21 protein-coding genes and 1 tRNA gene are annotated in these 20,521 nt (G+C 70.7%); 11 read left to right on the plus strand and 11 right to left on the minus strand.

All coding sequences use genetic code 11. The features are described from left to right. Window positions 1-12 precede the first annotated feature (12 nt). Genes I4I82_RS23325 through I4I82_RS23335 form a run of 3 tightly spaced genes read right to left on the minus strand, consistent with a single transcriptional unit; the run spans window position 13 to window position 3,118 of the window. Entirely contained in the window at window positions 13-501 is a 489-nt protein-coding gene (locus I4I82_RS23325; RefSeq protein WP_218589173.1) for a GNAT family N-acetyltransferase, read from the minus strand. 14 nt (window positions 502-515) lie between these two features. After that, complete coding sequence (locus tag I4I82_RS23330) at window positions 516-2,150, minus strand: alkaline phosphatase D family protein (RefSeq protein ID WP_218589159.1); 1,635 nt, start codon at window positions 2,148-2,150, stop codon at window positions 516-518. 5 nt (window positions 2,151-2,155) lie between these two features. Beyond that, the gene (locus tag I4I82_RS23335) at window positions 2,156-3,118 is read right to left on the minus strand and encodes an ROK family protein (protein WP_218589158.1); all 963 of its coding nucleotides are present in this window, start codon (window positions 3,116-3,118) and stop codon (window positions 2,156-2,158) included. 83 nt (window positions 3,119-3,201) lie between these two features. Between I4I82_RS23335 and I4I82_RS23340 the strand changes: the two genes are divergently transcribed. Further along, window positions 3,202-4,215, plus strand: coding sequence for a DoxX family protein (locus tag I4I82_RS23340; protein ID WP_225920656.1), 1,014 nt, complete (start codon window positions 3,202-3,204; stop codon window positions 4,213-4,215). A gap of 75 nt (window positions 4,216-4,290) precedes the next feature. On the opposite strand, the gene I4I82_RS23345 is transcribed toward I4I82_RS23340, so the two are convergent. Continuing rightward, window positions 4,291-4,752 (minus strand): VOC family protein, encoded by a 462-nt coding sequence (locus I4I82_RS23345; RefSeq protein ID WP_218589156.1) that lies wholly within the window; start codon window positions 4,750-4,752, stop codon window positions 4,291-4,293. Next, window positions 4,749-5,330, minus strand: coding sequence for a DinB family protein (locus I4I82_RS23350; protein ID WP_218589155.1), 582 nt, complete (start codon window positions 5,328-5,330; stop codon window positions 4,749-4,751). The genes I4I82_RS23345 and I4I82_RS23350 overlap by 4 nt, the downstream gene beginning before the upstream one ends. A gap of 61 nt (window positions 5,331-5,391) precedes the next feature. On the opposite strand from I4I82_RS23350, the gene I4I82_RS23355 reads away from it, so the two are divergent. Continuing rightward, window positions 5,392-6,348: a helix-turn-helix transcriptional regulator gene (locus I4I82_RS23355; protein WP_218589154.1), complete on the plus strand. Its 957-nt coding sequence runs from the start codon at window positions 5,392-5,394 to the stop codon at window positions 6,346-6,348. Between the two features lie 43 nt (window positions 6,349-6,391). Here I4I82_RS23355 and I4I82_RS23360 read toward each other — a convergent pair whose 3' ends face one another. Together I4I82_RS23360 and I4I82_RS23365 are read right to left on the minus strand one after the other, a co-directional pair. Continuing rightward, complete coding sequence (locus I4I82_RS23360) at window positions 6,392-8,338, minus strand: M13 family metallopeptidase (RefSeq protein WP_218589153.1); 1,947 nt, start codon at window positions 8,336-8,338, stop codon at window positions 6,392-6,394. Window positions 8,339-8,373: 35 nt separating this feature from the next. Then, window positions 8,374-8,760, minus strand: a complete 387-nt coding sequence (locus I4I82_RS23365) for a hypothetical protein (protein ID WP_226370212.1) — start codon at window positions 8,758-8,760, stop codon at window positions 8,374-8,376. A 45-nt stretch (window positions 8,761-8,805) separates the two neighbouring features. Here I4I82_RS23365 and I4I82_RS23370 point away from each other — a divergent pair. Beyond that, window positions 8,806-8,880: transfer RNA gene (locus I4I82_RS23370), tRNA-Ile, on the plus strand. Window positions 8,881-8,886: 6 nt separating this feature from the next. On the opposite strand, the gene I4I82_RS23375 is transcribed toward I4I82_RS23370, so the two are convergent. Genes I4I82_RS23375 through I4I82_RS23385 form a run of 3 tightly spaced genes read right to left on the minus strand, consistent with a single transcriptional unit; the run spans window position 8,887 to window position 10,587 of the window. Beyond that, window positions 8,887-9,204, minus strand: coding sequence for an IS3 family transposase (locus I4I82_RS23375; RefSeq protein WP_218589152.1), 318 nt, complete (start codon window positions 9,202-9,204; stop codon window positions 8,887-8,889). After that, window positions 9,201-9,599 (minus strand): transposase, encoded by a 399-nt coding sequence (locus I4I82_RS23380; RefSeq protein ID WP_218589172.1) that lies wholly within the window; start codon window positions 9,597-9,599, stop codon window positions 9,201-9,203. Before I4I82_RS23380 ends, I4I82_RS23375 begins: the two co-directional genes overlap by 4 nt. Then, window positions 9,481-10,587 carry an IS110 family RNA-guided transposase gene (locus I4I82_RS23385; RefSeq protein WP_218589151.1) on the minus strand — a complete coding sequence of 369 codons (1,107 nt, stop codon included), beginning with the start codon at window positions 10,585-10,587 and terminating at the stop codon, window positions 9,481-9,483. Before I4I82_RS23385 ends, I4I82_RS23380 begins: the two co-directional genes overlap by 119 nt. Before the next feature lie 24 nt (window positions 10,588-10,611). On the opposite strand from I4I82_RS23385, the gene I4I82_RS23390 reads away from it, so the two are divergent. From I4I82_RS23390 to I4I82_RS23410, 5 genes are all read left to right on the plus strand, one after another. Then, window positions 10,612-10,749, plus strand: a complete 138-nt coding sequence (locus I4I82_RS23390) for a hypothetical protein (RefSeq protein WP_226370213.1) — start codon at window positions 10,612-10,614, stop codon at window positions 10,747-10,749. A 233-nt stretch (window positions 10,750-10,982) separates the two neighbouring features. Continuing rightward, window positions 10,983-11,630, plus strand: a complete 648-nt coding sequence (locus I4I82_RS23395; protein WP_218589150.1) for a thiamine pyrophosphate-binding protein — start codon at window positions 10,983-10,985, stop codon at window positions 11,628-11,630. After that, window positions 11,617-12,255 (plus strand): thiamine pyrophosphate-dependent enzyme, encoded by a 639-nt coding sequence (locus tag I4I82_RS23400; protein WP_218589149.1) that lies wholly within the window; start codon window positions 11,617-11,619, stop codon window positions 12,253-12,255. The genes I4I82_RS23395 and I4I82_RS23400 overlap by 14 nt, the downstream gene beginning before the upstream one ends. Before the next feature lie 425 nt (window positions 12,256-12,680). Then, window positions 12,681-13,202 carry an acyl-CoA dehydrogenase family protein gene (locus I4I82_RS23405; protein ID WP_218596013.1) on the plus strand — a complete coding sequence of 174 codons (522 nt, stop codon included), beginning with the start codon at window positions 12,681-12,683 and terminating at the stop codon, window positions 13,200-13,202. After that, complete coding sequence (locus I4I82_RS23410) at window positions 13,165-14,430, plus strand: IS256 family transposase (RefSeq protein WP_218592822.1); 1,266 nt, start codon at window positions 13,165-13,167, stop codon at window positions 14,428-14,430. The genes I4I82_RS23405 and I4I82_RS23410 overlap by 38 nt, the downstream gene beginning before the upstream one ends. A gap of 130 nt (window positions 14,431-14,560) precedes the next feature. Here the strand turns inward: I4I82_RS23410 and I4I82_RS23415 are convergent, their stop codons facing one another. Next, a complete protein-coding gene (locus tag I4I82_RS23415) occupies window positions 14,561-16,360 on the minus strand; it encodes a sigma-54-dependent Fis family transcriptional regulator (RefSeq protein ID WP_218589147.1) in 1,800 nt (599 codons plus the stop codon). A gap of 197 nt (window positions 16,361-16,557) precedes the next feature. On the opposite strand from I4I82_RS23415, the gene I4I82_RS23420 reads away from it, so the two are divergent. From I4I82_RS23420 to I4I82_RS23430, 3 genes are all read left to right on the plus strand, one after another. Continuing rightward, window positions 16,558-17,454: an SMP-30/gluconolactonase/LRE family protein gene (locus tag I4I82_RS23420; protein ID WP_226370214.1), complete on the plus strand. Its 897-nt coding sequence runs from the start codon at window positions 16,558-16,560 to the stop codon at window positions 17,452-17,454. 107 nt (window positions 17,455-17,561) lie between these two features. Further along, entirely contained in the window at window positions 17,562-19,184 is a 1,623-nt protein-coding gene (locus tag I4I82_RS23425) for a flavin-containing monooxygenase (RefSeq protein ID WP_218589146.1), read from the plus strand. A gap of 2 nt (window positions 19,185-19,186) precedes the next feature. Further along, window positions 19,187-20,476, plus strand: coding sequence for an alpha/beta fold hydrolase (locus I4I82_RS23430; RefSeq protein ID WP_226370215.1), 1,290 nt, complete (start codon window positions 19,187-19,189; stop codon window positions 20,474-20,476). Window positions 20,477-20,521: the final 45 nt, after the last annotated feature.

Genomic DNA, 20,521 nt, shown 5'->3' on the forward strand with positions numbered 1-20,521 from the left:
GGGCCGGCCCGGTCAGGCGAGGTCGTCGGGCAGCAGGTCCATCAGCAGCCCGTCGTGCCAGCTGCCGTCGAGGCGCCGCTCGTAGCTGCGCATGATCCCGATCGAGCGGAAGCCGACGCGGGTGTAGCTGCGGATGGCGCGCTCGTTGTGGGCGGCCGGGTCGATGACGATGCGGTGGTGGCCGCGGACGTCGAACAGGAAGCGCGCCATCGTGCGCATCGCGTCGGCGCCCAGGCCCTGGCCGTGGGCGTCGGGGTGCAGGGCGAGGTCGATGCCGGCGTGGCGGTGGTCGGCGTCGTCCTCCTCGTAGTAGATGATCAGTCCGACGACCTCGCCGTGCTGCTCCACGGCGTAGCCCTGCGGGCCGAGCAGCTCCCGGCGCACGCGCTCGAGGTCGTAGCCGCCCCACCACTTCGCGACCTCGGGGTGCGAGAGCACCTCCAGGAAGCGGGGGACGTGCGCGGCCGTGGTGGGCCGCAGCACGACCGTCTGGCCGGCGATGGCCGCGGGCGTCGTCACGGCGCGACCTCCACGGCGACGGGTGCGGTGAGCTCCAGGCGCGCGCGCTCGGCCAGCGCGGACGCCGACGTCGGCTGCTCGAAGAACACCTCGGCGTGGCGGCCGGAGATGTCGAGCGTGGCGATCGTGTTGCCGAACAGCGGCCCGGCCAGGCGCTCCCAGTCGACGGTCTTCGCGGGCGCGCCCGCCCGCTCCGACCAGCGCTCGGTGAGCCGGCGCGTGAACCGCGACCAGCCCAGCCGGAACCCCGGTTTCACGAACCACTCGACGTGGTTGTGCACCGGCGAGCAGGTGAGCTGGTGCACCGCTGCGGGCGGCTCCGCCTCGAGGTCGGCGCGGGCGGCGTAGCTGTGGTGGACGTCGCCGGAGAGCACGTTCACCGACGCCACCCCGCTACCCGCGGCGCGCTCGATCATCGCGGTGAGCCGGTCGAACGACTCGCGGAACGCGGCCCAGTGCTCCAGGTCGGCGCCCTGCCGGATCGCCTCCCCGACCTTGCCCCGCCACCCCGGCCTCGACGCCGCGATCTCGTTGACCGTCTGCAGCTCGCCGATCGCGTGCGGCAGCAGCCATGGCAGCGACGTGCCCAGCACGAGGTGGTCGACCGCGCCGGGCGCGTGCACCGCGCCCTCGATCCAGTCGAACTCGGAGTCGCCCAGCATGAGGTGCTGGCCGTCCTCGAGGATCCGGCCGTTGCGCGAGTCGATCATGACGAAGCGGCTGCGGCCCAGGTCCCAGCGGAAGCTGAAGCGCACGCCCTTGGCGCCGTCGGTCTCGGCGTCGGCGCGGTCGGCGAGCTCGACGAGCAGCGGCCACGCGTCGCCCTCGGCCGCGCGGATGCGCGCCCAGTCGCGGTCGGCCGCCAGCTCGTCGGGCGCCAGGTTGCCCAGGTGCTGGAACACCCAGTAGGACGCCAGGCCGCCGCGGATGCGGTCGCGCCACCACGACGTCGCGCGCATCTCGTCGCGCCAGGGCTTCGAGGTGTTCCAGTCGTCGCGGATGTCGTGGTCGTCGAAGATCATCGCCGTGGGCACGGTGGAGAGCAGCCAGCGGATCTCGGGGTCCGACCACGAGTCGCGGTAGAGGCCCACGTACTCGCCGAAGTCGACGATCTCGTCGTCGGGCCAGTCGGGGTGGCGGTCGCGGCGGCCGGCGATGCGGCGGCGGTTCATCGGCGTCAGCTCGTCGGCGTAGACCTGGTCGCCGAGCAGCAGCAGGGCGTCGGGCCACTCGCCGGGGTCGCGGCCCACCATGCGGGCGGCGTAGGCGTCGAGGGCGTCGATGCCGAGCTTCGCCGAGAGCTTCGGGTCGGCCACCTTCGCGTAGCGGCACGATCCGAAGATGATCCGGTTGGTGCCGTCGCACTCCGCCCCGCGCGTGCGGATGAGGCTGGCCGGGAACGGCGTGTTGGGCAGCGGCCAGACCTGCTCCCCGTCGACGTGCACCTCGTAGGGGGTGCGGCTGTCGGGTGACAGCCCGGTGACGCCGACGAGCGCGAAGTGGTGGCCCTGCACCTCGAAGGTGCGGGCCTCGCAGCCGAGGACGCGCACCGTCGCCGGGCCTTCGGTCTGCACCCAGATCTGTGCGGTGGTCTCGCCGACGTGGCGCAGTACGGGTCCCAGGACGAGCATGTGACCTAGCCTACGGGGATCCGGGCGTCCTCGAGGGCGAGCAGCGCGGCGCCGACCATCCCGGCGTCGCCGCCGAACACCGCCGGCAGGATCGGCGTGGCCTCGCGGGCCTGCGGGGCGTAGGCGAACTCGCGGGCGGCGCGGCGCGCGGGCTCCAGCAGCAGGTCGCCCGTGCTCACCAGACCGCCGCCGACGACCACCGCCTCCACCTCGAAGATGTTGGCGAGCGAGGCGATGCCGACGCCCAGCCAGCGCCCGAGCCGGCCGAACAGGTCGCGGGCCGTCGGGTCGCCCTGCAGGGCCGCCGCCGTGACGATCTTGCCGGTGACCTCGCCCTCCTGGGCCCCCAGCCGCGCGATGACGCCGTCGGGGTCGTCCTCCGCGGCATCCCGGCCCATCCGCGTGAGCGCGGTGCCCGATGCGTACGCCTCGAAGCAGCCGTGGTTGCCGCAGCCGCACTCGGGCCCGTCGGGGTCGAGGACGATGTGGCCCAGCTCGGCGCCGCGGCCGGTGGGGCCGCGGTAGATCTGTCCGCCCAGCACCAGCCCGCCGCCGATCCCGGTGCCGACGGTCACGAGCACCATCTCGCGGTAGGGGCGCTCGCCCAGGCGGGCCTCGGCCAGCGCGGCCACGTTGGCGTCGTTGTCGATGACGGCGGGCAGCCCCGTGGCCGCCTCGAGCTGCTCGCGCACCGGCCAGTCGCGGTAGGCGTTGTTCGGGGCCCAGATCATGCGGCCCTCCGGCCACTGCACGATGCCGGCCGCGCCGACGCCGACGGCCACGACGTCCGGGTGCTCGGCGCGCAGCCGCGCCACCAGGTCGAGCAGCACGGCGGACACCGCCTCCGCGTCGGAGTCCTCCGGCGTCGGCTCCACCAGCTCCGTCAACAGGCGGCCGTGCTCGTCCACCACCCCGCCCGCGATCTTCGTGCCGCCGACGTCCAACCCGATCGCAAGTCGTGTTCCCACACCGGAATGATGGCACCCCGGTGTTTCGCCCGACCCGAGATGGGGAACTGCTCGACATGCTGCTTCGACGAGTTGCTCGACCCATGCTCGCCGCCCTGTTCATCCAGGGCGGCATCAACGCGCTCAAGGCGCCCCAGGGGCACGTCCAGGTGGCCAAGCCGGTCCTCGACGCGGTCTCCCCGGCGGTCGACAAGGCCGTCGAGGTGGCACCGATCGACCAGCGCCCCGACGACGAGATGCTCATCAAGATCGACGCCGGCGTGAAGATCGTCGCCGGTTCCATGCTCGCGCTGGGCAAGTTCCCACGCCTGGCCTCCACCGCGCTCGCCGCGTCGCTCATCCCGACCACGCTGGCCGCGCACCGGTTCTGGGAGGAGGAGGACGAGCAGACCAAGGCCCAGCAGCAGATCCACTTCCTCAAGAACGTCGGCCTGCTGGGCGGGCTGCTCATCGCCGCCGCCGACACGGAGGGCAAGCCGTCGGTGGCCTGGCGCGGCAAGCGCGCCGCCCGGCGCGCCCAGGCCGCGGTCGCCGGCCTCACCGAGACCTCCGGCCCGGGCATCGGCGAGCGCGTCAGCGCCGTCGCGCACGACGCCTCGGGCGCGGTCGGTGGCGTCGCCGCCGGCCTCGTCGGCATGGCCCCGGGTGCGGGTGCCGCCGTCTCCTCGTTCGCGCAGAAGGCCGGCACGCAGCTCTCCGCCGCGGGCACCGAGGCCTCCGCCCGCGCGTCGGACCTGTCGCAGGACCTCTCCGTGCGCGCCGCCCGTGCCGCGAAGAAGGCCGAGAAGCGCGGTGCGGCGCTGCAGGTCATCGCCGAGAAGCGCGGCGCCGAGCTGCAGAAGGCCGGCGAGAAGCGCCGCGCCGAGCTGCTCAAGCGCACCGCCAAGCAGCGCAAGCAGCTGGCCAAGCAGGCGGCGAAGAAGCGCAAGGAGCTGGAGAAGCGTGGTCCCGTCGTGCTCGACCAGGTCGCCGCGCAGGCCAGCACGCTGGGCCACGACCTCGCCGCCCGCGCGTCCGCCGTCGGCGCCGAGATCGCCCACCAGGCCGAGGGTGCCGCGAAGGACGCGCGCAAGCGCGTGCACGCCCTGTCCGCCTGATCTGATCCACCGCGAGAGCCGGGCATCCCGACGGGTGCCCGGCTCTCGCGCGTCCGGGTCAGTCCACCCTCACAGTCAGTCCAGGCAGAACTCGTTGCCCTCGGGGTCGGCCATCACGATGAACCCCGCGCTCATCGGCGGCTCGGGCTCGTCGCGCCGGAGGCGGGTGGCGCCGAGCGCGACCAGCCGCTCGCACTCCGCCTCCAGCGCCGCCATCCGCTCGTCGCCGCGCAGCCCGGGCGCCGCGCGGACGTCGAGGTGCAGCCGGTTCTTCACCGTCTTGCCCTCGGGCACCTGCTGGAAGAAGATCCGCGGGCCGTGGCCGTCGGGGTCCTCGATGGCCGACTTCGCGCCGCGCTCGGCCTCCGGCACGCCGAGGCGGGCCAGGAAGTCGTCCCACGCGGCCAGCGGGTCGGCGCCCTCGGGCAGGTCGACGCCGGGCGGGCCGGGGTGGACGTAGCCCAGGACGTCGCGCCAGAACGTCGACAGGCCGCGGGGGTCGTGGGCGTCGAACGTGACCTGGACGTGGCGGCTCATCGGGCGGCTCCGGCGGTGGCGGTGCGGTGGGTGTGCAGGTGCAGGTCGCGCAGCAGGCAGACCTCGGACAGGTGGTGGATCAGCTCGCGGTGGATGTGCAGGACGAGGTCGCCCATCGGCAGCTCGGGGTAGGGCTCATTGTCCCCGACCGGCACCAGCAGTCCGTCCTCGCCGAGGGCGCGCACCCCCGCCGTCCAGGTGGCGAGCTGCGCGTGGAGCTGGTCGAGCGCCGTGGCGGCGTCGCCCGCGTACTCCCAGCCCTCGTACGACGCCGGCGGCGCGCCGAAGTGCGTGGCGTTGCGCATCGCGAGCACCCCGACGACGACGTGGCCCAGCCGCCACGCGATCGTCGTGAAGGGGGCGGGTTCCGGTGTGGGGTACGCGAAGTCGATGAGGAAGTCGCCCGCGCCGAACTGCGAGGGCGAGGCGCCGCGGGGGCGCACGCTCCAGGCGTCGGGCACGGGGGACCAGAGGTACTCGTCGTCGGTGAGGCCGGCGAGGCGGTCGCGCAGCTGGTGCTCCCAGTGGAACTCCCACTGGTCGCGCACCATCCGGTTCCAGTTCGGTTCGGCGTCCATGAGCACACCCTGGCACCCCGCGAGGACAGGATCGGTCCGCTATCGGGGGCAGGATGGCGCCGTGAACGTGGAACGGGGGACGACCGAGCGAGTGCTGACGCTGCTCGGGCTGCTGCAGCAGCGCGCGGTGTGGACCGGGCCGGAGCTGGCAGAGCGGCTCGGCGTCACGCCGCGGACGGTGCGCCGCGACGTCGGGCGGCTGCGGACGCTCGGCTACCCGGTGCACGCGGGGCAGGGCGTCGGCGGCGGTTACCGGCTCGGCGCGGGCCGCGACCTCCCACCCCTGCTGCTCGACGACGAGGAGGCGATCGCCACCGCGGTCTCGCTGCTGGCCGGGGCGGGCGGCGCCGTCGCCGGGGCGGGCGACGCGGCGCTGCGCGCGCTCACCAAGCTCGACCGCGTGCTGCCCACCCGGCTGCGCCACGAGGTGCGGGCGCTGGCGGGGTCGGTGGAGTCGTTCGACGGCGGACGCACGCCGGTCGATCCCGACGTGCTGATGACGCTCGCCCGCGCCTGCCGCGACCACGTCGAGACCGGCTTCGACTACCCCTCCGCCGACGGGCCGCACCGCCGGCGCACCGAGCCGCACCGGCTCGTCGCGTCGGACCGGCGCTGGTACCTCCTGGCCTTCGACCTCGACCGCGACGACTGGCGCAGCTTCCGCGTCGACCGCATGAGCGGAGTGGCCGCCCGGACCTGGCACTTCCGCCCCCGGGACGCCCCGGACGCGGCGGCCTACGTGCAGGAGGGCGTGGCCAGCCGCGTCTACGCCCGGCAGGCGCGGATCCTCGTCCACGCGTCGGCCGCGACGGTCCGGGCGCAGGTGCCCGCGTCGGCGGGCGTGGTGGTGGAGCGGGGGAGCGGGCGGTGCGAGCTGCGCACCGGTGCCGCCACGCTCGACCACGTGCTGGCGCACGTGGTGCTGCTCGGGCACGACTTCGAGGTGCTCGACCCGCCCGAGCTCACCGACCGCTGCCGGGAGTGGGCGCGGCGGCTGGGTGCGGCGAGCCACCCGTGAGCGGCAACCGCGGCCAGGGCCACGGTTGCCGCTCACGAGGGGGTCACCAGATGCGGACGCGCCGGCCCGGCGGCGTGAACAGCGCGTCGGTCTCCTGCACGTCGAACGCCTCGTGGAACGCGTCGAGGTTGGTGACGACGGCGTTGCACCGCAGGTCGGGCGGGGAGTGCGGGTCGAGCGCGAGGCGGCGGATCGCCTCTGCGTCGCGCGTGACGGCCCGCCACACCTGGGCCCACCCGAACAGCACGCGCTGCACGCCGGTGAGGCCGTCGATGACCGGCGGCTCCCGGTCGGCGGTGGCGATCGCGTAGGCCTTGAGCGCGATCGTCAGCCCGCCCAGGTCTCCGATGTTCTCCCCGACGGTGAGCGCGCCGTTGACCTTGTGGTCGGGTAGCCCGATCGGCGACAGCGCGTCGTACTGGGCGATCAGCGCCGACGAGCGGCGGTCGAACTCCGCGCGGTCCTCGGGGGTCCACCAGTCGACCATGTTGCCGTCGCCGTCGTACTTGCTGCCCTGGTCGTCGAACCCGTGCCCGATCTCGTGCCCGATGACCGCGCCGATGCCGCCGTAGTTGGCGGCGTCGTCGGCCTCGGGGTCGAAGAACGGCGGCTGCAGGATCGCGGCCGGGAACACGATCTCGTTCATGCGGGGGTGGTAGTAGGCGTTCACCGTCTGCGGCGTCATGAACCACTCGTCGTGGTCGACCGGCTGCCCGATCTTGGCGAGCTGGAAGTCGGTCGTCCACTCGCCGGCGCGGGCGACGTTGCCGAGCAGGTCGTCGGCGCGCACGACGAGGGAGGAGTAGTCCTTCCACGTGTCCGGGTAGCCGATCTTGGGCGTGAACCGCTCCAGCTTCTCGAGCGCGCGCTGCCGCGTCTCGGGGCTCATCCAGTCGAGCGTGGAGATCGACTGCCGGTAGGCCTCGACGAGGTTCGCGACGAGCTCGACCATCCGCTCCTTCGACGACGCCGGGAAGTGCCGCTCGACGTAGAGCTTGCCGAGGTCCTCACCCAGCGCGTCCTCCACCAGCGAGACGCCGCGCTTCCACCGCTCCCGCAGCGTCGGCGTGCCCGACAGCGTGCGGCCGTGGAAGGCGAAGCTCTCCTGCACCACGTCCTCGTTCAGGTAGCCCGCGCAGGCCGACGCGGTGTGCACCGCGAGCCAGGCCCGCCACTGCTCCAGCGGGCGCTCGGCCCACAGCCGGGCGGCGGCGGTGACGAAGCTCGGCTGGCGCACCACGACCTCGTCGAACGCGCCGTCGGGCGCCCCGAGCGCGGCCAGGAAGGGCTCCCAGTCGAACTCGGGCGCGGACGTGCGCAGCTCGCCCAACGTCATCAGGGTGTAGGTCTTCTCGGCGTCGCGGTTGGTGACGCGGTCCCACGACTCCGCGGCCAGCGCCGTCTCCAGCTCCATGACGGTGTCGGCGTGGTCGGGGAGCCCGACGAGCGCGCACAGCCGCCGCAGGTGGGCGACGTACTCCTGGCGGATCCCCGCCGAGGACTCCTCGCGGTAGTACGACTCGTCGGGCAGCCCGAGGCCGGACTGCGACAGGTGCACCAGGTAGCGCGTGGAGTCCTTCGCGTCGGTGGAGACGAACGCGCCGAACAGCGCCGCCCGCCCCTCCCGCTGCCGGCGGCCCAGCACCGCGGCCAGCGCGGTGCGGTCGGCGGCGCCGGCCGCCTCGTCGAGCAGGGGGGTGAGCGGGGCGACGCCCGCCGCCTCGATCCGCTCGACGTCCATGAACGACGCGTACAGGTCGGCGACGGGGCCGGGCCCCGCCTCCTCGACGATCGCGCGGACGTCGGCCTCCGCGTTGTCGCGCAGGACGCGGAAGGCGCCGTCCTGCGCGCGGTCGTCGGGGATCTCGTGCGTGGTGATCCAGCGGCCGTTGACGTGCGAGAACAGGTCGTCCTGCGGACGGGTGCCCGCGTCGACCCACTGCAGTTCCAGACCGCTGCGGGTCGACGAGGTCGTGGGGCTCGAAGTCATGCACCCATCGTGCCAGGAAGAACGGTGCTCCCGGCCTAGTGCTCGTGCGCCTGGTCGTAGCCGAAATCGCCGCCGTCGAGGTCGAGCTCGCGGCCCGCCATCCGACCGGAGACGGGGGCGCGCCGGCGGCTCGTCGGCAGGTTGAGGATCGCCTTCATCTCGTGGGCGAGGTCGTACCCGTAGTCACCGCTGGCATCATCGTTGACCGGCATGGTCGTCTCCTTGAACGTCGTGGCGTACTGACGCTCCGTGACCGATGTACTTCGGACGGTGCCCAGAAATGATCGCCCGATGCGGTACCCGGTGGCAAGAGCGTTCCACCGGTTGGAGTCGATCTGGACACCGATGCCCGAACGGGGCCGGAGGTCGCTGACGGTCGGGAGCGGCGTGGGCCGGTCGGTGGCGGCGTTCGGGACCGGCACTGGTGCGGAAGGGACCGCGGACGATCGGCTAGATTCGCGCCCCGAGGGGCGGTAGCTCAGCTGGTCAGAGCAGCGGACTCATAATCCGTCAGGTCGTGGGTTCGAGCCCCACCCGCCCCACAGCCTCTACCAGTACATACAGGGTTCGAGGCGAGTGAGCCGGGCGACCTTCTTGCGGTTCCAGGTCCGGCCGTGCTGGTCACGGTCGCGGATCTCGGCAGTCAACCGGCGGGCACCGTAGGTGCGGCGATGCTGCGACCACGCGTCGTGCAGCTTGTTCGCGGCGTGGGCGTCGTCGAGGTCGGTGTCGAAGACAGCGGGGCTGCCCCGACCGATCCAGTCGTAGAACGCTGAGGCGCTGACCTGCAGGACCCGGCACAGGAGACGGACGGGGTAGGTGGTCTTCTCCGCGGCGATGAACCCGTAGATCGCTTCTCGGGTCACCGGTCTGTCTCCCGGGCGAAGAAGACCGCGGCTTTTCGCAGGACCTCCTTCTCCAGCTCCAGCTCCGCGACCCGGCGGCGCAGCCGGGCCAGTTCGGCGCGTTCCTCGCCGCTGACCGCGGCCGGCCCGTCGCGGCGTTCCCGGCGCAACGCCTCGACCCAGTTCCGCAGGGTCTCGTGGTTCACCCCGAGCTCGCGGGCGACCTCTCGGATCGAGCGGCCACCGTCGAGTGCGAGCTTCGCGGCGTTGCGCCGGAACTCCTCGGCACCTCTCTGGTCAAGTTGATCTTCCAGGAGCGATAAGCTCGTCGGTGACGGGCCCGGGAAGTGACTTGTCCGAAGAGCCGGCGGTATGGGTTGAACCGGCCGCGCTGGACTTCGTAGTCGCCCCCGTATGTCCTCCCGGGCTCGTCGCGCTCCTGCGCCGGGCGTCGGCGAGGAGTTGGCGGTAGACCAGGTCCGACAACCGCCTCTTCAGGCAGCGCAGGGCCTCCTTGTGACCCTTGCCCTCAGCGCGTTTGCGCAGGTAGTAGCGGCGTCCCTCGCAATCGCGGCGGAGCTGGGTGATGGCCATGATGTGCAGGCAGCAGTTGAGCTGGCGGTCCCCGGCCCGGGAGAGTCGGTGCCGGACCGTGCTCCCGGAGGACACCTCGAGTGGCGCTGTACCGTTGAACGTGGCGAACGCCGCGGCCGAGCGGAAGCGGTGAACGTCGCCGACCCGGGACAGGATCTTGGCGGCCAGCTGCGTGCCGATGCCACGCAGCTCGGACAGCGTGCAGCCGGCCTCATCGACCGCTGAGGTGATGTCGTTGTCCCGGGCTGCGATGCGCCGGTCCAGATGACGGATCTCCGCGACCAGGTCGACCGCCAGTCGGCGCAGGGTCCGAGCGCCAGTGGCTCGGGGACGCACGCCGCGCAGCAACGTGGCTGCGGCATCGGCGGTGAGCCGCCCGGTCGCTCCGCCGGGCAGGAGCCGCGCGAGCAGAACGTGCAACCGGTTGATCATCTGGGTGCGGTTGCGCACGATGTCATCGCGATGCTCGATCAACGCCCGCAGCGCCACGATGGCGTCGTCGACCGCGGCGCTGCGCAGCCCGGACGCGGTCAGCGCAGCGACCCCGACCGAGATCGCGTCGGCGTTGTCGTTCTTGCGGCCGTGCCCGGTGGACAGCATCCGAACCCGGGCTGCGAGCTTGGCCGGCACGTCCACCGCCTCGATCCCGTCGCTGGCCAGCCGAGTGACCAACGGCCCGCCCGGTCCGCTGGCACCCTCGATCGCCCACATCACCGTGGACCAGCGGTCGGCGAACCGGCGCAGTTGCCGGTAGCCATGCGGACCGACCTGCACGGTGATCGTGGCCAGCGGGGCCAGCGCCGAACTCACTGCGGCAGCGGTCCACGAGGCCTTGTGTGGATCGACGCGATGACCACCACCAGCTCATCCAGCACGATCGTGCTCGACATGCACATCCTCCTCAACACCGAATCCAGTCCGTGGTTCGGCAAGGAGGGCAGTCCAACCTCGGGCAGCGCAGACCTCTCTTGAGCCACTCCCGCGGGCAGTCCCCACCATGAAGGTCGGCTTCCGCCTCGACGACGCGGACGCGTGAAACCGGCAGCCCAACGGCGGGAGGACGATCGGCCGCTGGAACACGTGTGCCGATGGCGATATCCCCGGATGGCCCGCCCTCCGGCGCCGCGCTGCCGTGGCCGATACTTCCCTCCCGCTGATCCGGAAGGGTCCGTATCCGGCGAGAACATCGGCGGTAGCAACCGACGGTGCCCGACGTGCGCCAAGAAGCAGGTCCTGGTCGGCCCGACCAGGACCACGATACCGTGGGCTGCGTCGCCCGTCCCGAGGTTGTCATCGTGACCCATTCCGGCGTCGCCGAGCCGTGGGGGGTACGCGTGCCCTCCGGGCTCGACTGGCAGATCACCATCGCGGATCGGTTCGTCGCAGGCGGCGTGGACGTCGCCGCCTTCGTGCCGGACTCGCGGATCGAGGGCGTTCTGGTCGGGCTCGCCGGACGCGGTGTCCTGCTGCGGTCGCTGGCTCGCGAGGAGGAGTGCGTTGCCTACGCGGCCGGGCAGCGGATCGCCGGGCGGTATCCGATGGTGCTGATGCAGAGTTCCGGCGTCGGCAACGCGCTGAACGCGCTGGGCTCGCTCGCCGTGCCCTACCGCCTCGGACTGCCGCTGGTCGTTTCCATGCGTGGGACGCTCGCGGAGGCTAACCCGGCGCAGGTGCCGATCGGCAGGGCGACCAGGTCGTTGCTCGGTGCGCTGGGGGTCCAGTGCTTCCCGCTGCACCGGGCCGAGGACGCCGCCACAGTGAGCGACGGTGTGCTCGAGCTCGCCTTCGGTGCCCAGGAGTGCGCGGCGATGCTCCTCGAGCCGGAGCTCGGTGGTGGCCGTGAACGTCGTTGAGGCGACGCGGACGGTCGCCGAGGTCTTCCCTGATGCGATCATCGTCCCGTCCCTGGGCACGGCCACGTCAGCCACCAGACTGGTCACCGAGGACGGCCCGCACTTCTACTTCGGTGCAGCCATGGGCTCCGCCCTGGCCGCTGCGCTCGGCCTGGCCGAGGCCGTCCCGGAGCGGCAGGTCGTCGCCCTCCTCGGCGACGGCGAGTGCCTGATGGGGGCCAGCACGCTCTGGTCGGTAGCGGCCTGCCGACCACCGAACCTGGTCGTCGTGGTGCTCGCCGACGGCGCGTACACGATCACCGGCGGTCAGCCGGTCGCGCCCGCGCTGCGGCTGGCCGAGGTCGGCGACGCACTCGACGGGCTGGCGGGCGCCTCGGCAGGCTCCGTCGAGGACTTGCGCACCGTGCTCAGTTCGATCACGCAGCCCGGGGTCGTGGAGGTGCGCATCACGGAGCGGGTCTGGCCGGGGCCGTCGCCGTTCGTCGACCCGACCGAGGTCGTCCGTCGTGTTCGGCAGAACGTCGGCGCGCCGTCGGGAGGCCTCGATTCGCGGGTCGCGCCGCCGAGCGCAGGTGTTGTCCGCCAGGCGCACGGACGGGCACCTGCTCCGCCAGACGCCACGTGAGCAGTGATCGACCTTTCGTCGAATCCCAGTCCGGCACCGGTTCCCCGGTCAGCATCATGGAGAACCGGGAGCTGGGGAGTGTGTCGAAGTGGCCAGCACGTCTCTCTTGACGCCCGCGCCCGCGCAGCTCTCCGAGGCCGCTGAACGGGTACACGTGGAGGTGCGCGAGTTCCTGGCTGCCGAGCTCGCCGCTGGAAGCTTCACGACCCGCGTCGACACATGGCGCTCCGGCTTGGACCCGGTGTTTTGCAGGATGCTCGGCGACCGCGGCTGACTGGGCATGACGTGCCCCGAGCAGTACGTGCCGGTTCACGCGGCCCACTGGGTCGCGGACCGGCAATCCGGTCCGAATCTGCTGCGATGTGGCACCGAGGAGCAACGCACGTCGATCCTGCCGCGCACCGCCTCGGGGGGAGTGCTTCTTCGTGATCGGGACGAGTGAGTCCGACTGCGGCTCCGATCCTGCCTCGATCCGTACCAGGGCCACCCGCAACGCCTCCGGTGACTGGGTGGTCGACGGGGCCGAGGTGTGGACGTCGAACGCACACATCAGCCACTACTCGATCACGCTGGTGCGTACCGACCCGCCGGGCGAGGTCTCGCGCGGCAGGCATCAGCGATTGACCCAGCTGCTTCTCGGTCTGTCGACACGAGGCATCACGATCAACCCGATCCGGATACTCGACGGCGGGCACAACGTCAACGAGGTGGTCTTCGACGACGTCGTCGTCCCCGGCGACGTGCTGCTCGATCCGGCACCGCATCGCGTGCGATTTCACGCACTCCACGAAAGGCCCGATTTTGGATCTCACAACCGGGGTCGCGGCGTCATCGGTCGGAGTGGGGACTGTCCGACGAACGGTGTAACTGGTCCGACACGCCGAGCGCAGCTCGGGGAAAGGACCAGCAATGACCGAGACGATCGGGGCTGTGCCGGATCGGATTGATCAGCAGCAGCTCGCCCAGCAGTTGGTGGAAGCGGCCCGGGCCGAGGGGGTGGAGCTCGTCGGCCCGGGCGGTCTGCTGACCGGGTTGACCAAGACGGTGCTCGAGACCGCCTTGGAGGCGGAGATGACCGAGCACCTGGGCTATGACCGCCACGACCCGACCGGTCGCGACAGCGGCAACTCCCGCAACGGGGCCCGGATCAAGACGGTGCTCACCGAGATCGGGCCGGTGCAGATCGAGGTTCCCCGGGATCGGGACGCCAGCTTCGACCCGGTCATCGTGCGCAAGCGCCAACGCCGCCTGGACGGCATCGACGAGATCGTGCTGTCGCTGACCGCGCGGGGGCTCACGACCGGCGAGGTGGCGGCGCATTTCGACGAGGTCTACGGCGCCAAGGTCTCCAAGGACACGATCTCGCGGATCACCGACAAGGTTCTCGACGAGATGGGCGAATGGGCGCAGCGCCCGCTGGACGCGGTCTACCCGGTGTTGTTCGTGGACGCTATCCACATCAAGGTCCGGGATGGTCAGGTCACCAACCGCCCGTTCTACGTGGTCATCGGGGTGACCGTGGACGGGCACCGTGACATCCTCGGGATCTGGGCCGGCGACGGCGGGGAAGGTGCGAAGTACTGGCTCCACGTCCTGACCGAGATCAAGAATCGCGGCGTGACCGACGCGTGCATCGTGGTCTGCGACGGGTTGAAAGGCCTCCCCGAGTCGATCACCACCGTGTGGCCCCAAGCCGTGGTCCAGGCCTGTGTGCTGCACCTGATCCGCAACACCTTCCGCTACGCCTCTCGCCGCTACTGGGAGCAGCTGGCGAAGGATCTGCGCCCGGTCTACACCGCGCCGACTGAACAGGCCGCCGAGGCGCGCTTCGCCGAGTTCGCGGCGACATGGGGTGGGCAGTATCCGGCGATCGTGGCGTTGTGGCGCTCAGCGTGGTCGGAGTTCGTGCCGTTCCTGGACTACGACGTCGAGATCCGGAAGGTCATCTGCTCCACGAATGCGATCGAGTCGCTCAACGCCCGCTACCGGCGCGCGGTCAAGGCCCGCGGGCACTTCCCGACCGAACAGGCGGCGCTCAAGTGCCTCTACTTGGTTACCCGCTCGCTCGACCCGACCGGGAAGGGTCGGGCACGGTGGGCGATGCGGTGGAAGCCGGCGCTGAACGCCTTCGCGATCACCTTCGCCGGACGTATCGTTCCCAGCAACGGAAGCTAGCCATCACGACCGGTTACACCGTTCTTCTGACACTCCCTCGGAGTGCGGTGCGCGGCCAGGTTGACGGGCTCTTCGATCTCGACGGGGCATCCTGGAGTTGGGTCGGTGCGGCGCGCCTGGGTCCCGGTCGTCATTGATTGATGGGAAGTCGATTCTTGTCGATCCCGAGCAGGCGCATCTTGCGGTACAGGGTCGAACGGGCGATGCCCAGCCGCTCTGCGGCGGCTTGCTTGTTGCCCCGTGCCTCGGCGAGTGCCTCGATCACGATGTCGCGTTCCGCTCTCTGCAACGACGTGCAACCGGAGCGGCTGCGGGGCGAACGGTACTCGGGCGGCAGGTGCTCGTGGGCGATGTCCGAGCCCAGTGAGCGGACCGCGGCCGTGGTGAGGACGGCCCTGAGCTCGCGCACGTTGCCCGGCCAGTCGAGCGATGTGAGCGTGCGTAGCGTGCCCGGCTGCAACCGCGGGGTGGGTCGGCCTGGGGCGTCGGGGGCGAGGAGCGCGGGGACGAGGTCGGCGATGTCCTCTGCGCGGTAGCGCAACGGCGCAACGGTGATCGAGATGGGGAAGTGGTCCAGCACCCGGCTCGCCTCGTCGTGCCCGCCCCGTGCGCGCCCCGTGGCGAGCAGACGAGTCGGGGCTGCTTGCTCGACAACCCCTGCCACGCGCGCGGCCAGACGGGGGACGAGTTCGTCGAGGTGCCGCAGGACGACCGTGGCGCCGCTGGTGACGCTGCTGGTGAGCCGCCCCATCCACGCGACGGGATCGTCGTGGGAGGCCCGGGCGTCGAGCACCGTGAGGGGTTCGCCATCGGCCCGTCGCCGATACAGGTGGGTGGCGACGAACAGCTTCCCGGTGCCCACCTCGCCGCAGACCAGCAACGGCCCGCCGGCCGCGATCGCGGCGTCGACGTCCTCGCGCAGGCGTGCGGTCGCGATGCTGCGCCCGGCGAGTTGCCCGTGCGCGTTGTCGCCCGGGTCGCGCCGGGTGCGCGGTCCCACAGCTGCAGGCGGGCTGGGGGCCCGGGGCCGGGGCCGCATCTCGACGACGACGCCGGCCGTGGCACCGGGTTCGCCGACCCGGGTCGCTCGTGCCAGGACGACGACGTCGTGCGCGAGTCGGACCTCACCGTTGCACTCGTCGCGATTGCCGAGGAGCCGGCAGGCCCACTCCCAGAGCATGGCCTGGTCGGACAGGTCAAGCAGACCGGACGCGGCGGTGTTCGCGATGACCACGTCCTCGTTGAGGGTCACCACCGCCGTGCTCGACCGGCGGCCGGCGCGCAGGAAGTGGTCGAGCAGCATCTGCTCGCGACGCGACGCGTCGGCGTAGATCCGGGACTCGATCTCCCGGACGGCGGCGAGCACCAGCGGCTTCAACAGCTCCTGGGTCTCGTCGACCCGACAGGTGACGTCGAGGACGCCTTCGGTCGACCCGGTGATGGGGTGCCGCAACGGGGAACCGATGCAGGTGAACTGCTGCAGGTTGTCCCGGAAGTGCTCCGGTCCGGACACGACGAAAGGTCGGCGCTCCTCCAGGGCGCTGCCAACCCCGTTGGTGCCGGTGTACTCCTCGGCGTAGTGAAATCCCGGTGCGACCATGGCCCTGTCCAGCGCCTGAGCAAGCTTCGGGCTGCCCGGGCGCCGGTCGATGATCTGGGCGTCGGAGTCGGCGAGCAGGATCGAGACCGGGCTGCCCAGGAGTTGTTCGGCCAGCCTGTCGATCACTGGACCCGCGGCCCGGAGCAGCCGGTTTGGCCGTTCGAAGTTCGGCTGGTAGGGGACGTCCTCTCCGGCGTGGGCGACGCCGACGAGCTTGCACCGGCGCCACGAGGAGACGATCTCGTCTCGGAACGACGCCGGACGGCCGTCCTCGCTCGTGAGGGGCCCGTCGAGCATGCGCTCGCGTTCGGCACACAGGTCGCGGTTCACAGAACCTCCTCACCGTTGACGAGGGCGACGACGTCGAGCGCTGACCGCGAAGTCAAGCAGGGCAAGTGTCTCGGCACTGTCCGACTTCGCTACACCGCCGCAAACCGTGTCAACGCGCTGTAGCGAATTCGGACATTGCCCACGGTCACGGTTCCGCAGACTCCACCCGTGTCCATTTCGAGGAAAGGGCGTCGACCGTGACCGACCGAAAACTCACCCCCGTCGTCGACGGGTACACCTACCTGGAAGGGCCGCGCTGGCACGACGGCCGGCTGTGGATGTCAGACTTCTACTCCCACCAGGTCGTCGCGGTCAGCCCGGACGGCAAGACCGAGCTCATCGCGACCGTGCCCCAGCAACCGTCCGGGCTCGGCTGGCTGCCGGACGGCACGCTGCTCGTGGTCTCCATGCGCGATCGCAAGCTCATGCGCCTGGAGAACGGCAACCTGGTCGAGCACGCCGACCTGTCCGCCACGACCGGCGGTCACATCAACGACATGGTCGTCGACTCCCAGGGACGCGCCTACGTGGGTGACTTCGGGTTCGACCTGATGGGCGGAGCACCGTTCCGGACCACGAACATCACCCGCGTCGACCCGGACGGCACCGTCACCGTCGCCGCCGAGGACCTGATGTTCCCCAACGGCACGGTCATCACGCCGGACGGCAGGACCATGATCGTCGATGAGACGTTCGGCAACCGGGTCTCGGCCTTCGACATCCACGACGACGGCACGCTCGGCCCACGCCGGGACTGGGCGAACTTCGGCCCGATGCCTGACACCGACAACGTCAACGACCTGGTGGCGGCCTCGTCCGTCGGCCCGGACGGCAACTGCCTCGACGCCGAGGGCGCGATCTGGATAGCCGACGCCATCTACCAGCGGTGCGTGCGGGTCGCTGAGGGCGGAGAGATCCTCGACGAGATCAGCACCGGCGACGAGGGCGTCTTCGCCTGCATGCTCGGCGGCGATGACGGCCGCGACCTCTACCTGTGCGTCGCGCCGAACTTCGACGAGACCGAACGCACGAGCACGCGGCTGGGACGCCTGGTCAAGACGACCGTGGACGTCCCACACGCCGGCACGCCCTGAACGGCCGATGCACCCATCTCAACGCATCTCCGGACCGTCCTCCGCCCACCATTGCGCCGCGTTCCGGTGAGTTCACGGCCACCTCGATGCAAGGGAGCACCTGCACCATGACCACCACAGCCGACACCGCCGTCGAGGAACTGGACGTTCTCGTGATCGGAGCCGGATTCGCCGGCATCTACCAGCTCGACCGACTGCGCGACCTCGGATACTCCGTGAAGATCTATGAGGCCGGCCAGGAGATGGGCGGCATCTGGTACTGGAACTGCTACCCCGGTGCCCGGGTGGACACCGAGGGACCGATCTACCAGCTTGCCTACAAGGATCTGTGGAAGGAGTGGGAGTACAACTCGCTGTACCCGGGTTGGAGCGAGGTCCGGGAGTACTTCCAGTACCTGGATCGCAAGCTCGGCCTCAGCAAGGACATCCGCTTCGACACCCGCGTCACCGGCGCGGACTTCGACACCGAGCGCAACCAGTGGGTCGTGCGCACCGCCGACGGCTCGACGACCCGCTGCAAATACCTCGTGCCCTGCCTGGGATTCGCCTCCAAGCCCTACATTCCTTCGCTGCCGGGCCTCGACTCGTTCCGCGGCATCTGCCACCACACCGCCCTGTGGCCGCAGGACGGCGTCGACTTCACCGGCAAGCGGGTCGCGGTGATCGGCACCGGCGCCAGCGGTGTGCAAGTCATCCAGGAGGCCGCCAGGGAATCGGTCGACCTGACCGTGTTCCAGCGGACACCGAACCTGGCGCTGCCGATGGGCCAGCGCCGGCTGGCACCGGACGACCAAGCGGAAATCAAGAGGGGCCTGCCGGACCGCTTCGACACCCGAGGCGACACCTTCGCCGGCTTCGACTACGACTTCATCCCGCAGAACGCCGTCGAGATCTCCGAAGAGGAGCGCAACGCGGGCTACGAGGAGCTCTGGCGAAAAGGCGGCTTCCGCTTCTGGCTCGCCACCTACCAGGACACGCTGTTCGTGCAAGAGTCGAACGACTACGCCTACGCGTTCTGGCGGGACAAGGTGCGTGCCCGGATCAACGACCCCGGACTGGCCGAGAAGCTCGCGCCGACCCAGCAGCTGCACCCGTTCGGGGTCAAGCGGCCGTCGCTGGAACAGAACTACTACGAGGCCTACAACCAGGACAACGTCCACCTCATCGAGATCAGCGCGAACCCGATCGATGCCATCACCGAGAAGGGCATCAAGACCCGCGACGGTGTCGAGCACGAGTTCGACATCATCGTGCTCGCGACGGGCTTCGACTCCGTCTCGGGCGGACTGACCCAGCTCGACCTCCGAGGCACCGACGGATCCCTGCTGCGCGACCAGTGGAGCAACGGTGTGGATGCCCACCTCGGAATCGCCACCGCGAACTTCCCGAACCTGCTGTTCATCTACGGCCCGCAGAGCCCGTCCGGTTTCTGCAACGGCCCGACCTGCGCCGAGATCCAGGGCGAGATGATCGTCGAAACACTCCACCACCTGCTCTCCGGCGGTGGCAAGCGGATCGAGTCGACGCCCGAGGCCGACAGGCAGTGGAGCGAGCACGTCTCCGGGCTGGTCGAGCCGACCCTGTTCCCCAAGGCCAAGTCCTGGTACATGGGGGCGAACATCCCAGGCAAGCCGCTGCAGAGTCTGAACTACCCGGGGGGCCTGCCGCAGTACCGGCAGAAGTTCGCCGAGTCGAAGGAGAACGACTTCGCCGGCTTCACCATCTCCTGACCGTGGCGGCTCCGGCCCGGGACCGGCTCCGGCCGGCCCGGGCCGACCGTGTGGGCGGACGACGACGTCAGCTCCTCGGCGACGGCCGCGATGACCTCGTTGTCCGCGGGTCCCACGCAGTTCGAGACCGCCGACACGCAGTACATGGGCGCCGACATCCTCGGCGAGCCGCGGGTGTGCATGCCCAACCTGAGCTTCACCTTCGACGCGAGCAGGCAGGAAGCGACAGCATGATCGACAACCCGTTCTACACCTCCGAGTTCCACGGCGACTACGACATCGTCAGCATCGGGCGGCTGGACCTCGAGGACGGCGGCTCGATCCCCGACTGTCGGCTGGCGGTCACCACCTGGGGCGAGCTGAACGAAGCCAAGGACAACGCAATCCTGATCACCACGTGGTACTCCGGCACGCACCAGATCTGGCGCGACGTCTACGTCGGGTCGAATCATGCGCTGAACCCGGAGCGGTACTTCATCGTGGCGATCAACCAGATCGGTAACGGCCTGTCGGTCGCGCCGCACAATGCCGACGGTCGGAACGCCGAGCTGGCGATGTCGAACTTCCCGAAGGTGCACATCGGCGACGATGTCGTGGCGCAGGAGCGGCTGCTGCGCGAGCACTTCGGAATCGAACTGCTGCAGCTCGTCGTCGGCGGGTCGATGGGCGCGCAGCAGACCTACGAGTGGGCGGTGCGGTTCCCCGACAAGGTGCTGCGCGCTGCGCCGATCGCCGGAACTGCGCAGAACACCCCGCACGATTTCCTCTACACGGAGGCGCTCAGCGAGCAGATCCGGTCCGATCCCGGCTGGGCGGGCGGCGAGTACGAGTCCAACGCCGACGTCGTCGACGGGCTCACTCGGCACGCGCACATCTGGGCGGTCATGGGCTTCTCCACGGAGTTCTGGAAGCAGGAGGTGTGGCGGGCGCTCGACTTCGACTCGAAGGAGGCATTCCTGCAGGGATTCCTCGAGCCGTACTTCACCGTGATGGACCCCAACGACCTGCTCTCCATGGCCTGGAAGTGGCAGCACGGCGACGTCAGCCGTCACACCGGCGGCGACCTGCCTGCCGCACTGCGCCGAATCACCGCCAGGACGTTCGTGATGCCGATCGACGAGGACATGTTCTTTCCGGTGCGCGACTGCAGAGCCGAGCAGGAGCAGATCGCGGGCAGCGAACTGCGCGTCATCGAGGACGTGCTGGGCCACCTCGGCCTCTTCGGGGTCGCACCGACCTACATGCCGCAGATCGATCGCAACCTCGGTGAACTGCTCGCCACCGAAGTCTGAGCCCGGAGCTACGCGCAGGTCAGGAGGGCCGGCTTTCGAGCAGCA

Source organism: Pseudonocardia oceani (assembly GCF_019263585.2).
GTDB classification, from domain to species: Bacteria; Actinomycetota; Actinomycetes; order Mycobacteriales; family Pseudonocardiaceae; genus Pseudonocardia; species Pseudonocardia oceani.